Genomic DNA, 13613 nt, shown 5'->3' on the forward strand with positions numbered 1-13613 from the left:
CAAACCCTAAAGATATCTTTCCCGACCGAACGCTGCGATAAACCGGCAGGCAACACCCGTTAAAGTTGTGTGAAGCTGGTCCCACCAACACATGGGACAGTTCAAAAATGAGCTACATGCCGAACGTCATCGCCTTCCGTCCCCGCCCCGCGGCCCAGCCGCTGCGCCGTCCGCGCCTCCTGATCCGCGCCGCCCGCGAGGGGCAAGCTGGCTGGCGCCGCGACCGCGACCTCAGGCGCCTGCTGCGGACCGACCATTGCCCCACCCCCGGCGCCGCCCTGCCCCGCCTGCGGGCCGAGGAAGCAGCCCTGAACGAAGCCCGGCTGCAACGCGCGGCGGATTACGACATGCACCGCCATGTCCTGGTGATGATCGCCATCCTTGCGGAAATGCGCGCGGCCGTGGCCGATGCTCCGGCACCGGTCACGGCGGGGACGCGGATCGGTGCGGCAATGCTGGCGCAGATGAGCGCGGCGCTCAACGTCCCCGGAACAGCGATCCCAGCACGCCCCTGACGATGGCCTGGCCGGATTTCGTGCCAAGCTGCCGCGCAAGGCTTTTGCCGAAGGTTTCCATGATCGAATCGCTGCGGGACGACCGGGCGCGGGTGGGCCGCGCCCCGTCATGCCCGCCGTCCCGCGGCTCGTACCGGCGCGCGTTGCGGTATTCGCTGCGGTTCATGTCGAACAGCGCGTCGGTGTCGGCCTTTTCCTGGGCGCGGGCCGCGTCCTCGGTCCGCCGCGCCAGCAGTTCCTGGGCGGATTCGCGGTCGATGGTCCTGGCATACTTCAGCCCCATGGGCGACGCGCCCATCACCTCGGCCCGCTCGGCATCGCTGATCGGGCCCATGCGGCTGAAAGGCGGGCGGATCAGCGTGCGCTGGACCATGCCCGGCACGCCCTTTTCCTCCAGCAGCGATGTCACGGCCTCGCCGGTGCCGACATGCTGGATCGCCTCGGCGGTGTCGAAATCGGGATTGGCGCGGTAGTTTTCCGCAGCCATCCGCAACGCCTTCTGGTCCTTGGCGGTGAAGGCGCGCAGCGCGTGCTGGATGCGGTTGCCAAGCTGGCCCAGCACCGCTTCGGGAATGTCGGCCGGGTTCTGGCTGACGAACCACAGGCTGACGCCCTTGGACCGGATCAGCCGCGCGACCTGTTCGACCTTTTCGATCAAAGCCTTGGGCGCACCGTCGAACAGCAGATGCGCCTCGTCGAAGAAGAAGGCGATGCGCGGGCGGTCGGGATCGCCCACCTCGGGCAGTTGCTCGAACAGTTCGGACAAGAGCCACAGCAGGAAGGTCGCGTAAAGCCGGGGCGAGTGCATCAGCCGGTCGGCAGCCAGGATGTTGACCATCCCCTTGCCCGAGGCGTCCTGCCGGATGATGTCCGACAACTCCAGCGCGGGTTCGCCGAACAGCCGGTTGCCGCCCTGGTTTTCCAGCACCAGCAGCGCCCGCTGGATCGCGCCCACGCTGGCCGTGCTGACATTGCCGTATCGCAGCGACAGATCAGCGGCGTTCTGCCCGACCCAGACCAGCATCGCCTGCAGATCCTTCAGATCCAGCAGCGCCAGGCCTTGTTCGTCGGCCACGCGGAAGGCGATGTTCATCACCCCTTCCTGCGCCTCGGTCAGGTCCAACAGGCGTGACTGCAACAGCGGCCCCATCTCGGCCGGGGTGGTGCGGACGGGATGGCCCCTTTCGCCCCAGACATCCCAGAAGGTGACGGGGAAAGCCTGATAATCCAGCGGCACGCCGATCTGCGCAGCCCGGTCGGCAAAGGACTGATGCGCCTTGGCATCCGTGCTGCCTGCCCGCGCCATGCCGGCCAGATCGCCCTTCACATCGGCCAGAAAGACCGGAACGCCTGCCAGCGACAGGCTTTCGGCCAGCGTCTGCAGGGTGACGGTCTTGCCCGTGCCGGTGGCGCCCGCGATCAGGCCATGGCGGTTGGCGTATTTCAGCAGCAGGTTCTGCGGCACGGCGTGCCCTGCCCCGCCGCCGCCCACGAAAACGGTGTTTGCCCGGCTGTCCACCACGCCTGTCATGCCCGCCCCCTTGTCCCTGTTGCGCCGCGCGCCCATGCAGCGTTCGGCCTGACAATACAATGTTAATGAAACCGTGCCAGTATCCCAATCGTTCGGCATCAGGATCGTCGATGACGAACCTTCCTCCCTGTTGGACTGCCGCGCCTTCGGGCGCGGCTTTTTTGTGATGGACCCTGAACATCTGGACAGTTGACGGATCACGGCGGCGCGACTAGCGTGCAGATCAATGATGACCGGCCAGTCCGGCAGGGGGGAAGATCGCGCCCATGGCGCCAGGGTCGTGGTTCAGGCCACGACCCTTTTGATTCCGCCGGCCCACCCATGCCATGCGGCCCGTGTCGATCCGGTGACAGGCAGAACATCGCCAATCCCGTCCGGGTCAACGCTTGGTGAACACGGCTGTCCTGTTGCCGCCTGACAAATGAAAACGGACATGCTACGCCCGCTCAACGCATTGAGCAAAGGGACGAAACAACGATGCCAATCAAACCCTCGCAGGCCCTTCTGGCTGCGCTTGCCCTGGTCGCGGCACCGGCTTTCGCGCAGGACAGCACCGCCCCGGCCACGCCCGAGGCCCCCGCTGCGGAAGCCCCTGCCGCTGACACGCCCGCCGCGCCCGCGCCCGCTGCCGCCGCCCCCGCTGCGGATGCTCCGGCTGTGAATGCCGATGCCGATGCCGCGCCGAAGGTCGGGCAGTATTACGTCAAGGCCACGGAACAGGCCTGGACCACCCGCTGCCTCAAGGCCGAACAGGGCAAGGATCCCTGCGAGCTGTATCAGCTGCTGAAGGATGGCGAAGGGAACTCGGTCGCCGAGATGACCCTGATCCCCCTGAAGAACAGCAAGGACGTGGCAGCGGGCGCGACGCTGGTCGCACCGCTGGAAACCGACCTGATCCAGGGCTTGGGCCTTGCCGTCGGCACGGGCGAGGCGCGCGGCTATCCCTTCAGCTTCTGCGCCCCGGTGGGCTGCGTGTCCCGCATGGGCTTCACCCAGGCCGAGCTTGACGGGCTGAAGCGCGGGAAGGACGCGACCCTGACCCTGCTGCCCTTCGGCGGCGACCGCGAGAAACCCGTTCGCCTGACGCTGTCCCTGGCTGGCTTCACCAAGGCCTTCGACGCGCTGTCGGCCTATGCCGACGAACCCGCCCCGGCTGCGGAAGCACCGGCTGCGGAAGCACCGGCTGCGGAAGCACCGGCCAACTGATCCGGCCAAGAAGACAGAAGCCGCGCCCCTTCGGGCGCGGCTTTTCCATGCCTGATCCTCAGACCCGCCGCAGGGCGATCACGGCGTTCAACCCGCCAAAGGCGAAGGCGTTGGACAGGACCGCATCGACGCGGGCATCCCGCGCCTCGTTCGGGACCACGTCCAGGGCGCATTCGGGATCGGGTTCCTGATAGCCGATGGTAGGCGCGATCACGCCGTCGCGCAGCGCCATGATGCAGGCCAGCAGTTCCACCGCGCCCGTGCCGCCGATGACATGTCCGTGCATCGCCTTGGTGGAAGACATCATCAGACGGTCCGCGTGATGGCCGAAGGCATGGGCCACCGCCGCGCATTCGGTCTTGTCATTCGCCGCCGTGCCGGTGCCATGGGCGTTGATATAGCCCACATCCTCGGGGTTCAGGCCCGCGTCCTGCAAGGCGCCGGTGATCGCCCGTTCGGCCCCCTGTGCGGACGGCATCACGATGTCCTGCGCGTCCGAGGACATGGCGAATCCCACCACCTCGGCCAGGATGTCGGCGCCGCGGGCGCGGGCGTTTTCGTAATCCTCGAAGACGAAGACGCCCGCGCCTTCGCCCTGGACCATGCCGTTGCGGTTGGCGGAAAACGGGCGGCACGCGTCCTTGGACATGACGCGCAGCCCTTCCCAGGCCTTGACGCCGCCAAAGCACAGCATCGCCTCGGACCCGCCTGTCAGCATGACCTGCGCCGCGCCCGACCGAATCATCTGGAACGCAAGGCCCATGGCGTGATTGGAACTGGCGCAGGCGGTCGCCACCGTGAAGGCCGGGCCGCGCAATCCGAATTCCATGCTGACATGGCTGGCTGCGGCGTTGTTCATCAGCTTCGGGACGACGAAGGGATGAACGCGGTTCTTCCCTTCCTCATAGACCGTGCGGTAATTTTCATCCCAGGTGTTCAGCCCGCCGCCCGCCGTGCCCAGCACCACGCCCGACCGCAGCCCAAGCGCACCCTGGAAATCCAGCCCCGCCTGCGCGACCGCCTGCTTGGCGGCCAGCAGCGCGAATTGCGTGAACTTGTCATAGAGCAGGATCTGCTGGCGGTTGAAGTAATCCTCGGCCCGCCAGGGATGGACCTGCGCGCCGATCTGGATCGACAGCCGGTCCACGTCGCGGAAATCCAGCTGGCTGATGCCGCAGCGCCCTTCGCGGAACGCGGCCAGCGTCGTCGGCACATCGTGGCCCAGCGCGTTGATCGTGCCCGCGCCGGTGATCACGACCCGCCGCAGCCCGTTTGCCTGGGGCTCGGGCGCCCCGGCCTTTTTCGCGGTTTTCTTCGGACTCATGCGGCCTTCTGCGCCACCAGCCGTTCGACGGCCGCGATGATGGTGCCCATGGTCGAGATGTCGAAGTCCGACTTGTCCGGTTCGTTGGCGTTGAAGGGGATCGAGATGTCGAACTCCTCCTCCAGCGCGAAGATCGATTCGACCAGGCCCAGGCTGTCGATGCCCAGATCCTGCGGGGTCGATTCGTCGCTGATCTGGTCGGGTTCAAGCATGGCCTGTTCGGCGATGATGGCCGTGATGCGGTCTCTGATCTGGTCGGTCATGGAGCCTCCTGCTCAGCCCTTTTCCAACAGTCGTGTAACAGTTTCCTGAAGTTTCGCCAGTTGCTGCGCGAATCTTGGCAGGCGGCGCATGGCCTTCTGGATCTCCATCTGCGTTTCCATCTTCACCGCCGGATTGCCCAGGATCACCCGTCCGGCGGGAACGCGGGTGAAGATCTTGCTGGCGCCGCCCGCGATCACGTCGTCGCCGATCTCGATATTGTCGCTGACGCCGACCTTGCCTGCCAGCACGACGCGGTTGCCGACCCTGGACGACCCGGCGATGCCCACCTGCGAACACAGCAGGCAGTCGTCGCCCACCACCACGTTGTGGCCCAGCATCACCAGGTTGTCGATCTTGGTGCCGTGGCCCACGCGGGTCGCGCGGATCGTGCCCCGGTCGATGGTGGCATTGGCGCCGATTTCCACGTCGTCGCCGATTTCCACCCCGCCCAGCGAATGGATGCGCATCCAGTGCTGCTGCTTGATCTCGTCTCGCGCGCCCAGGGTGCGGCGGATTTCCTCGATCCCCGATTCCTCGGGCGTGACGAAGGAAAAGCCGTCGCCGCCGATCACGGCGCCCGACTGCACGATCAGCCGATGGCCCGCCGTCACGCCAGGGGCGATGCGTGCACCGGCATGGATCAGCACGTCGTCCCTCAGCGTCGAGCCGCGCCCGATCGAGACATGCGGCCCGATCCGCGCGCCGGATCCGATCCGCACCCCCGCCCCGATCACCACGAAGGGCCCGATTGCCGCGCCATCCCCGATCTGCGCCGAAGGGTCGATGACCGCCGTCGGATGGATGCCGGGGGCAAGGTCGGGACCGGGATCGAAGGCCCGCGTCAGCCCCGCCATCAGCAGGCGCGGGCGCGGCGCGAAGATTGCGGCCTTCAGGCCAAGCGCCTGGGGGTCCATCCCTTCGGCCAGGATGGCGATGCTGCCGGGCTGCAAGGCCTCGGCATATTTTGGCGACATGGCCAGGGCGATCACGCCGCCTCCCGGTCCGACCGGGCCGGTGGCCTGCGGTTCGGCCGCGCCCGTGACGGGCAGGTCCAGGTCGCCCCAGCCCTGCGCGTCCAGTGCCTGCGCCAGTTCGCGGATGGTGATTGCCATGGTCGCCCCCTTGTTGGAGGCGACTTAGACCTTCCGTGGTTATGAATCCAGCCCGGCCTTCTGGATCGCGTCATACAGCGCCGCGTCGCGGCCATAGACATCGTCGAACCGGCGGATGGTGCCGTCCGCATCGGGGAAGGCCGTGAAATAGACCAGGTGGACCGGGACCGGCGGCGTCAGCTTCAGCCAGGCCTCCTTGCCGCGATCCAGGGCGCGGTGGAACATGGCCTTCGGATCCACGGCCTGCACCGACAGCAGATTGTAAGCCAGATCAAAGGGATCGCCGATGCGGATGCAGCCGTGGGAATAGGCGCGCGCCCCGTTCCTGAACAGGTGCTTGGTCGGCGTGTCGTGCAGATAGATGTTCCACGGATTGGGGAAGATGAACTTCACCAGCCCCAGCGCATTGTCGTCGCTGGCCTTCTGGCGCATCCGATAGGGAAAGTTCGCCGCCGTATAGCGCCCGAAGTCGATCCGGTCACGCGGGATCACGTTGCCGTTCCCGTCCACCACGTCCAGATGCGACACGGCATGGCGGTTGGCCTGCAGCCGGGGCAGGTATTCCTTGACCGTGATCGACCGCGGCACGTTCCAGCGCGGGTTCACCACGACATATTCGATCTCGTCCGAGAACTCGGGCGTCTGCCGGTCATGGTCGGTGCTGCCCACGACGACGCGGGTGCGGAACACTTCGGCCCCGCCTTCCATGATGCGGGCGGTGTATTCTGGGATGTTCACCCAGACGTGGCGGGCATCCAGATCCTCACCCGCCATCCAGCGCATCCGTTCCAGCGCGACGACGATGGCGCGGCTGCGGGCGTCGTCGGGCACGTCTCCGTTCAGGTGGCGGATGGTCTTGGGCCCGGCCACACCGTCCGAAGGCAGACCCGCCGCCGCCTGATAGCGCCCGACCGCATCGGCAAGGGCTGCGTCATAGGCCTGCGGATCGGCGGCGGGCGCGGCAAATCCGATGCTGTCCAGACGGACGCGCAGGGCCAGAACGCCCTCGCCCCGCGCGCCCAGGCGCCACATCGCCTCGGGCACGCGGGGAAGATTGGGGGGAACGGCCAGGGTCTCGCCGCCCGACAGCGCGCGCTGCAGGGCAAGATAGGCGGGATGGCGGGGCTGCAGGTCCAGCAGGAAGCGGGACGGATCGGGGGCCTGGGTAAAGTCGTGGATCAGCCCGTCGATGGGCGGGCGCCTGACCTCTCGCTTGATCAGCGAATCGACCTTGCCGGGGCGGACCAGGCCGCCGGTCATGTCGCGCAGATATCGCGCCAGGATTCGCGCCTGCCCGATCTCCGTTGGGATGTCGCGGGCGTTACCCGACAGCGCCGCGCTGGCATAGCGGCCCGCGGGGATGCCATGCGCCGGGGCTGTGGCGACCGCCCGAAGCAGCGCCTCGCGCCGAAGCGTGGCCTGCGGCCCCATGAAAACCGGCTGAAGGCCATGGGTGCCGTAATAGGCGGCAAGATCCGGGTTTGCCGATGCGGCCTGCGCCAGGGCCATTTCCGCAGGCGTGAAATGCAGGCGTGGTGCGGCGGCAACACCGACCGACGGCGCCAGCCCGCCCTGCGGCTGAGCAACCGCAGATTGTGCGCCCAAAATCAGAAGAATAGCTGCAACCAGCCTCAAGCCACCCATGACCACCCTGCCCTGTTTCCGTTCCAAATCTGCCACCAGCATATCGCCTGCACCAGCAAATGCAGGCTGTCCGACCGAACGGGAAAGGAAGGGTTGCAGACGCGCCACAGCGCCTGAACTCTTTGGCAACACAAGGACAATGTCGGCAGGATTTCGCCTAAAGTTGTGGATACACATCTTCCAAGGAGAGGAATCTGTTTCTGAGCGCACGTTCTTTTGACATATTGTTAAGCAGCCGGGGATAACCCTGGTCGCGCCGCAAGGATGTGGCGGAAAAAAGACGAAGTGGGACAGGCGATCTGACATGGCATTCGACCTTCTTTCGCGTCGCGGCATCCTGGGTGTGTTCGCGGCCACAACCGTGACGGCAGCGCCGGTGATGGCCAACGCCTTCGGTTTCCTTCGCGGTGCGGGCGACATGCGCCGCGTCCGCATGTATTCGGGCAGGACCGGCGAAAGCCTCGACACCGTTTACTGGGTCGATGGCAAGTACATCCGCGAAGCCCTGAACGAGATCAACGTCTTCATGCGCGACTGGCGCACGGGCGAGGTGATCGGGATCGACCCGCGCACCATCGATGTCGCCGCCGCCTCTCACCGGCTGCTGCAGACCAACGAACCCTACATGATGCTGTCGGGCTATCGCTCGCCCCGCACGAACGCGATGTTGCGCCGTTCCTCGAGCGGGGTTGCACGCAATTCGCTGCACATGGTGGGCAAGGCCGCCGACCTGCGGCTGAAGTCGCGCTCGGTCGGGCAGATGTACAATGCCGCGATGTCCTGCCGCGCGGGCGGCGTGGGCAAGTATTCGCGTTCGAACTTCGTCCACATGGATTGCGGTCCGGTTCGCAACTGGGGCGCCTGAAAAGCCCCGGATCCGTATCGCTTGACTCTGCGCCGCTCGCCCCCATGCGCGCGGCGCTTTTTCCATGCCGTCCTTCCGGTCGGCCCGGTTGCGGGATGCATCTTGACGAAGCCGGGCCGTTGCGGAAACCATTGGCAACCAGCACGATACAGAAGGCCGCATGATGCCGCATAGGACGCGCCGTTACCGAACCGCCAAGAAGATCCAGGCGACGGCAATCCAACTGGCAGTGCGCGACGGGCTGGCCAATGTCACGACCGAGGCGATCGCGCGGGAAGCGGGCATCAGCACCCGCACCTTCTTCAACTATTACCCCTACAAGGAAGCGGCGATGATGGGGCCGCCACCGGACTATCCCGCCGAGGCATCCGAGCAGTTCGTGAAGGGCACCGGCACGCTGATCGAGGATCTGGACCGCCTGATCACCGTCCATCTGTCGCGCTTCCTGGACGAACGCGAGCTGCTGGTCCATATCCTGGCGCTGTCCGACACCGACCCCAAGCTGGACGCCCTGCGCAATTCCACCATCCTGTCGCGCCGCGCCCAGATGCGCGACCTGCTGCGCCGCCGCTGCCCGGCCACCCGCCCCGCGCAGATCGAGATCCTGGCCGCCGCCATCGTCGCCGCGACGAACGCCGCCACCAAGGCCTGGGCCAGCGGAGAGGTGGATGACTTCATCGCCGCCGCGCGTGAAAACCTGCTGCTGATCCAGCCCGCCGCCGAATTGCTGGGCCAGCGTCCCTGCTAGACGGCCAGCATCTTGCGATAAAGGTTTTCGATGAAGGGCTCGGCCTCGACAAAGGGATCGTGGCCGGGGCCAAGCACCGCCCGCACCTGCACGTCGAAATCGGCGTAATGCTGGGTCAGCGCCCAGATCGAGAAGATCAGGTGATGCGGATCGACCCGCGCCAGCCGGCCCTGGTCCATCCAGCCCCCCAGGATCGCGGCGGCGGTATCGACGATCCCGCGCAGGCTGCCGCCCAGGATCTCGGTCAGATGCGGGGCGCCCTGCAGGATCTCATAGGCGAACAGGCGGCTTTCGCGGGGAAAGCGGCGCGACATCTCCAGCTTGGCGCGGACATAGCCCATGACCTCGGCCAAGGGCTCTCCATCCGCGTCGATGCGGATCATCGGCGCCAGCCACATGTCCAGCAGCGTGGTCAGCAGCGTCTTGTGGATGTCGTCCTTGGAGGCGAAGTAATACAGCACATTGGGCTTGGACAGGCCCGCCGCCTCGGCGATCTGGTCAACGGTCGCGCCGCGGAAGCCGTTGATGGAAAAGGCTGTCAGCGCGCCCTCCAGGATCAGGTCGCGATTCTTCTGCTGGATGCGGGTCAGGGGTGCGTCGGGCTGATCGGCCATTCCTTCGCCTTTCCGCATGGTGCATTTTTGGGCAGCAGGCATCGCGGCGCCCTTCGGGACGCTTGACTGGTTCCTGCCCCGTGCTAGCGTGATCCTGACCAATTGGTCAATAAAGGAAGGGCAGCGGGGACGCATTCGCGCCCTGCCCCGATCCAGCCGACCCTGCGCCAGAACGGGGCAGCCAGACAGGAAGGACGACAGATGACCGACGCCAGCGGGCTGGTTCCGGCTGCCAACATGAAGGTTGACGGCGAAAGGCTGTGGGACAGCCTGATGCAGATGGCCAGGATCGGCCCCGGCGTGGCGGGCGGCAACAACCGCCAGACCCTGACCGACGCCGATGCCGAAGGGCGCGCCCTGTTCCGCCAGTGGGCCGAGGATGCGGGCATGACCATGGGCCTAGACCGCATGGGCAACATGTTCATGCGCCACGAGGGGGCCGAGCCGGACCTGGACCCCGTCTATATCGGCAGCCACCTGGACACGCAGCCCACGGGCGGCAAGTTCGACGGCGTCCTGGGCGTGCTGTCGGGGCTGGAGGTGATCCGGTCGATCCGCGACATGGGGATTACCACGCGCCGCCCGATTGTCGTGGCCAATTGGACGAACGAGGAGGGCACGCGCTTTGCCCCCGCCATGCTGGCATCGGGCGTCTTCGCGGGCGTGCTGACCGAGGATTACGCCAACAGCCGCGAAGATGCCGAGGGCAAGCGCTTCGGCGACGAGCTGGACCGCATCGGCTGGCGCGGCGAAGAGGCGCCGGGCGACCGCAAGATCCACGCGATGTTCGAATACCATATCGAGCAGGGTCCGATCCTTGAGGCCGAGGGCAAGCAGATCGGCGTCGTCACCCATGGCCAGGGCCTGTGGTGGCTGCAGGTGACGCTGACGGGGAAAGAGGCGCATACCGGGTCCACGCCCATGTCCATGCGGGTGAACGCTGGCCTGGGCATGGCGCGGATTATTGAACTGGTGCATCGCATCGCCATGGACCACCAGCCGGATGCCGTGGGCGCCGTGGGCCAGGCCAATGTCTGGCCGAACAGCCGCAACGTGATCCCCGGCCGCGCGGTCTTCACCGTCGATTTCCGATCCCCGGATCTGTCCAAGCTGAACGCCATGCGCGCCCGGCTGGAGGAGGAAGCGCCCCGGATCGCCGCCGACCTGGGCTTGGGGATCGAGATCGAGCCGGTCGGTCATTTCGACCCGGTGGCGTTCGATCCCGGCCTGGTCGAAAAGGTCCGAAATGCGGCGGAACGGCTGGGATACAGCCACATGAACATCGTCTCGGGCGCGGGGCACGATGCCTGCTGGATCAACCGCGTGGCGCCGACGGTGATGATCATGTGCCCCTGCGTGGACGGGTTGTCCCACAACGAGGCCGAGGAGATCAGCCCGGAATGGGCGGAGGCCGGGGCCGATGTGCTGCTGCATGCGGTGCTGGATGCGGCGGAGGTCGTGCGCTGACCTGAAGGCCGGGGGCTTCGCGCCCCCGGACCCCCGCGGGATATTTGAACACAGAAGATGAGGGCACGCATGAGCACGGTTATTCGGGGTGGGACCATCGTCACGGCGGATCTGACCTACAAGGCGGATGTGCTGGTCGAAGGCGGGCGCATCGCGGCCATCGGTCAGGGCCTGACGGGCGACAAGGTGCTGGACGCCACCGGCTGCTATGTCATGCCCGGCGGGATCGACCCGCATACGCATCTGGAAATGCCCTTCATGGGCACCTATTCCGCCGACGACTTCGACAGCGGCACGCGCGCGGCGCTGGCGGGCGGGACGACGATGGTGGTGGATTTCGCCCTACCCTCGCCCGGTCAGGGGCTGCTGGATGCGCTGCAGATGTGGGACAACAAGTCGGGCCGGGCGCATTGCGACTATAGCTTCCACATGGCCGTGACCTGGTGGGGCGAGCAGGTCTTCGACGAGATGCAGGCGGTGGTGGATCGCGGCATCACCAGCTTCAAGCATTTCATGGCCTACAAGGGCGCGCTGATGGTGAACGACGACGAGTTGTTCGCCAGCTTCCGCCGGGTCGGCGACCTGGGCGGCGTGGCGATGGTCCATGCCGAGAATGGCGACGTGGTGGCCGAACTCTCCGCCCGCCTTCTGGCCGAGGGCAATACCGGCCCCGAGGCCCATGCCTATTCCCGCCCTCCGCAGGTCGAGGGCGAGGCCACCAATCGCGCCATCATGGTGGCCGACATGGCGGGGGTGCCGCTCTATGTCGTGCATGTCAGTTGCGAGGACAGCCACGAGGCGATCCGCCGCGCGCGGGCACAGGGCAAGCGCGTCTGGGGGGAACCGCTGATCCAGCATCTGACGCTGGACGAAAGCGAATATTTCAACGCCGACTGGGACCATGCCGCTCGCCGCGTCATGTCGCCGCCCTTCCGCAACAAGCTGCATCAGGACAGCCTCTGGGCAGGGCTGCAATCGGGGTCGCTGTCGGTCGTGGCGACGGATCACTGCGCCTTCACGACGGAGCAGAAGCGCACCGGTATCGGCGATTTCACCAAGATCCCCAATGGCACCGGAGGGCTGGAGGACCGGATGCCGATGCTGTGGACGCATGGCGTGGCGACCGGGCGGCTGACACCCAATGAATTCGTGGCCGTGACCTCGACCAATATCGCCAAGATCCTGGGAATGTATCCCCGGAAGGGCGCGGTGCTGGTGGGCAGCGACGCCGATCTGGTCGTCTGGGATCCTGAAGCCAAGAAGACCATCACCGCGGACAGCCAGCAATCTGCCATCGACTACAACGTCTTCGAGGGCCAGCGCGTCAAGGGTCTGCCGCGCCATGTCCTGACGCGCGGACATGTGGCGGTGGACGGCGGCACCCTGACCAGCCGCGAAGGTCATGGCGAATTCGTCGCCCGAGAGCCACGCGGCACCGTGAACCGGGCGCTCTCGGCCTGGAAGGAACTGACCGCGCCGCGTCCTGTGGAACGGTCGGGCATTCCGGCAAGCGGGGTGTGACTTGACCGCCATCGAGGCCCGCGACGTTTCCCTCACCTTTCAGACCGCCGACGGCCCAGTCCACGCGCTGAAGGATGTGAGCCTGACCATCGACCGGGGGGATTTCGTCAGCTTCATCGGGCCTTCGGGCTGCGGCAAGACCACCTTCCTGCGGGTCATCGCGGCGCTGGAAACCCCCACGGCCGGAACGCTGGCGGTCGCGGGCATGACGCCCGACCAGGCGCGGCGCAGGCGGGCTTACGGCTATGTCTTCCAGGCGCCGGGGCTTTATCCATGGCGGACGATTGCCGGGAACATCAGCCTGCCGCTGGAGATCATGGGCTTTTCCAAGCCAGACCGGGCGCAGCGGATCGCGCGGGTGCTGGATCTGGTGGATCTGGGCGGCTTTGGCGGCAAGTATCCCTGGCAGCTATCGGGCGGGATGCAGCAGCGCGCCTCCATCGCGCGCGCCCTTGCCTTCGATGCCGACATCCTGCTGATGGACGAACCCTTCGGCGCCCTGGACGAGATCGTGCGCGACCGGCTGAACGAGGCTTTGCTGGATCTGTGGAAGAAAACCGGCAAGACCATCGGCTTCGTCACGCATTCCATCCCCGAGGCGGTGTATCTGTCCACGAAGATCATCGTCATGTCGCCGCGTCCGGGCCGGATCACGCGGGTCATCGACAGCCCCCTGCCTCGCGACCGCCCGCTGGAGATCCGCGACACGCCGGAATTCATCGCCTTGGCCCAGCAGGTGCGCGACGGGCTGCGCGAAGGGCACAGCTATGACTGACGCGGCGGCGGCACGGGGGGACGGTGG

General features: G+C 66.5%; 13 protein-coding genes. 7 read left to right on the forward strand and 6 right to left on the reverse strand.

From position 1 onward, the window contains the following. The first annotated feature begins 107 nt into the window (after positions 1-107). A complete protein-coding gene (locus tag AAIL68_RS05140) occupies positions 108-515 on the forward strand; it encodes a DUF6477 family protein (protein ID WP_347138498.1) in 408 nt (135 codons plus the stop codon). On the opposite strand, the gene AAIL68_RS05145 is transcribed toward AAIL68_RS05140, so the two are convergent. After that, entirely contained in the window at positions 478-2046 is a 1569-nt protein-coding gene (locus tag AAIL68_RS05145; RefSeq protein ID WP_347138499.1) for a helicase HerA-like domain-containing protein, read from the reverse strand. The genes AAIL68_RS05140 and AAIL68_RS05145 overlap by 38 nt on opposite strands. A 477-nt stretch (positions 2047-2523) precedes the next feature. Here AAIL68_RS05145 and AAIL68_RS05150 point away from each other — a divergent pair, with 477 nt between their 5' ends. Beyond that, positions 2524-3252 (forward strand): invasion associated locus B family protein, encoded by a 729-nt coding sequence (locus AAIL68_RS05150; RefSeq protein ID WP_347138500.1) that lies wholly within the window; start codon positions 2524-2526, stop codon positions 3250-3252. Between the two features lie 58 nt (positions 3253-3310). Here the strand turns inward: AAIL68_RS05150 and AAIL68_RS05155 are convergent, their stop codons facing one another. Genes AAIL68_RS05155 through AAIL68_RS05170 form a run of 4 tightly spaced genes read right to left on the reverse strand, consistent with a single transcriptional unit; the run spans position 3311 to position 7557 of the window. Next, positions 3311-4519, reverse strand: a complete 1209-nt coding sequence (locus tag AAIL68_RS05155; RefSeq protein WP_347138672.1) for a beta-ketoacyl-[acyl-carrier-protein] synthase family protein — start codon at positions 4517-4519, stop codon at positions 3311-3313. Positions 4520-4572: 53 nt separating this feature from the next. After that, positions 4573-4839, reverse strand: a complete 267-nt coding sequence (locus tag AAIL68_RS05160) for a phosphopantetheine-binding protein (RefSeq protein ID WP_268941722.1) — start codon at positions 4837-4839, stop codon at positions 4573-4575. Between the two features lie 12 nt (positions 4840-4851). Further along, complete coding sequence (gene lpxD / locus AAIL68_RS05165; RefSeq protein WP_347138501.1) at positions 4852-5952, reverse strand: UDP-3-O-(3-hydroxymyristoyl)glucosamine N-acyltransferase; 1101 nt, start codon at positions 5950-5952, stop codon at positions 4852-4854. A gap of 39 nt (positions 5953-5991) precedes the next feature. Next, the gene (locus AAIL68_RS05170) at positions 5992-7557 is read right to left on the reverse strand and encodes a L,D-transpeptidase family protein (protein ID WP_347138502.1); all 1566 of its coding nucleotides are present in this window, start codon (positions 7555-7557) and stop codon (positions 5992-5994) included. Positions 7558-7900: 343 nt separating this feature from the next. Here AAIL68_RS05170 and AAIL68_RS05175 point away from each other — a divergent pair, with 343 nt between their 5' ends. Further along, entirely contained in the window at positions 7901-8461 is a 561-nt protein-coding gene (locus AAIL68_RS05175) for a DUF882 domain-containing protein (protein WP_347138503.1), read from the forward strand. A gap of 160 nt (positions 8462-8621) precedes the next feature. After that, positions 8622-9209 (forward strand): TetR/AcrR family transcriptional regulator, encoded by a 588-nt coding sequence (locus AAIL68_RS05180; RefSeq protein WP_347138504.1) that lies wholly within the window; start codon positions 8622-8624, stop codon positions 9207-9209. Here the strand turns inward: AAIL68_RS05180 and AAIL68_RS05185 are convergent. Further along, positions 9206-9823, reverse strand: coding sequence for a TetR family transcriptional regulator C-terminal domain-containing protein (locus tag AAIL68_RS05185; protein ID WP_347138505.1), 618 nt, complete (start codon positions 9821-9823; stop codon positions 9206-9208). The two genes, AAIL68_RS05180 and AAIL68_RS05185, sit on opposite strands and share 4 nt — an antisense overlap. Positions 9824-10024: 201 nt before the next feature. Here AAIL68_RS05185 and AAIL68_RS05190 point away from each other — a divergent pair, with 201 nt between their 5' ends. From AAIL68_RS05190 to AAIL68_RS05200, 3 genes are all read left to right on the forward strand, one after another. Then, positions 10025-11290 carry a Zn-dependent hydrolase gene (locus AAIL68_RS05190; protein WP_347138506.1) on the forward strand — a complete coding sequence of 422 codons (1266 nt, stop codon included), beginning with the start codon at positions 10025-10027 and terminating at the stop codon, positions 11288-11290. A 69-nt stretch (positions 11291-11359) separates the two neighbouring features. After that, on the forward strand, positions 11360-12811 hold the full coding sequence (hydA, locus tag AAIL68_RS05195) for a dihydropyrimidinase (protein ID WP_347138507.1): 1452 nt from the start codon (positions 11360-11362) through the stop codon (positions 12809-12811). A 1-nt stretch (position 12812) separates the two neighbouring features. Then, positions 12813-13586, forward strand: coding sequence for an ABC transporter ATP-binding protein (locus AAIL68_RS05200; RefSeq protein WP_347138508.1), 774 nt, complete (start codon positions 12813-12815; stop codon positions 13584-13586). Positions 13587-13613 lie beyond the last annotated feature (27 nt).

Origin of the sequence: Paracoccus sp. SSK6, assembly GCF_039770665.1 — a bacterium.
GTDB lineage: Bacteria > Pseudomonadota > Alphaproteobacteria > Rhodobacterales > Rhodobacteraceae > Paracoccus.

Coding starts and splice junctions, on each gene's coding strand:
- AAIL68_RS05140 (WP_347138498.1), top strand. CDS start 108: ATGAGCTACATGCCGAACGTCATCGCCTTCCGTCCCCGCCCCGCGGCC.
- AAIL68_RS05145 (WP_347138499.1), bottom strand. CDS start 2,046: ATGACAGGCGTGGTGGACAGCCGGGCAAACACCGTTTTCGTGGGCGGC.
- AAIL68_RS05150 (WP_347138500.1), top strand. CDS start 2,524: ATGCCAATCAAACCCTCGCAGGCCCTTCTGGCTGCGCTTGCCCTGGTC.
- AAIL68_RS05160 (WP_268941722.1), bottom strand. CDS start 4,839: ATGACCGACCAGATCAGAGACCGCATCACGGCCATCATCGCCGAACAG.
- lpxD (WP_347138501.1), bottom strand. CDS start 5,952: ATGGCAATCACCATCCGCGAACTGGCGCAGGCACTGGACGCGCAGGGC.
- AAIL68_RS05175 (WP_347138503.1), top strand. CDS start 7,901: ATGGCATTCGACCTTCTTTCGCGTCGCGGCATCCTGGGTGTGTTCGCG.
- AAIL68_RS05180 (WP_347138504.1), top strand. CDS start 8,622: ATGATGCCGCATAGGACGCGCCGTTACCGAACCGCCAAGAAGATCCAG.
- AAIL68_RS05185 (WP_347138505.1), bottom strand. CDS start 9,823: ATGGCCGATCAGCCCGACGCACCCCTGACCCGCATCCAGCAGAAGAAT.
- AAIL68_RS05190 (WP_347138506.1), top strand. CDS start 10,025: ATGACCGACGCCAGCGGGCTGGTTCCGGCTGCCAACATGAAGGTTGAC.
- hydA (WP_347138507.1), top strand. CDS start 11,360: ATGAGCACGGTTATTCGGGGTGGGACCATCGTCACGGCGGATCTGACC.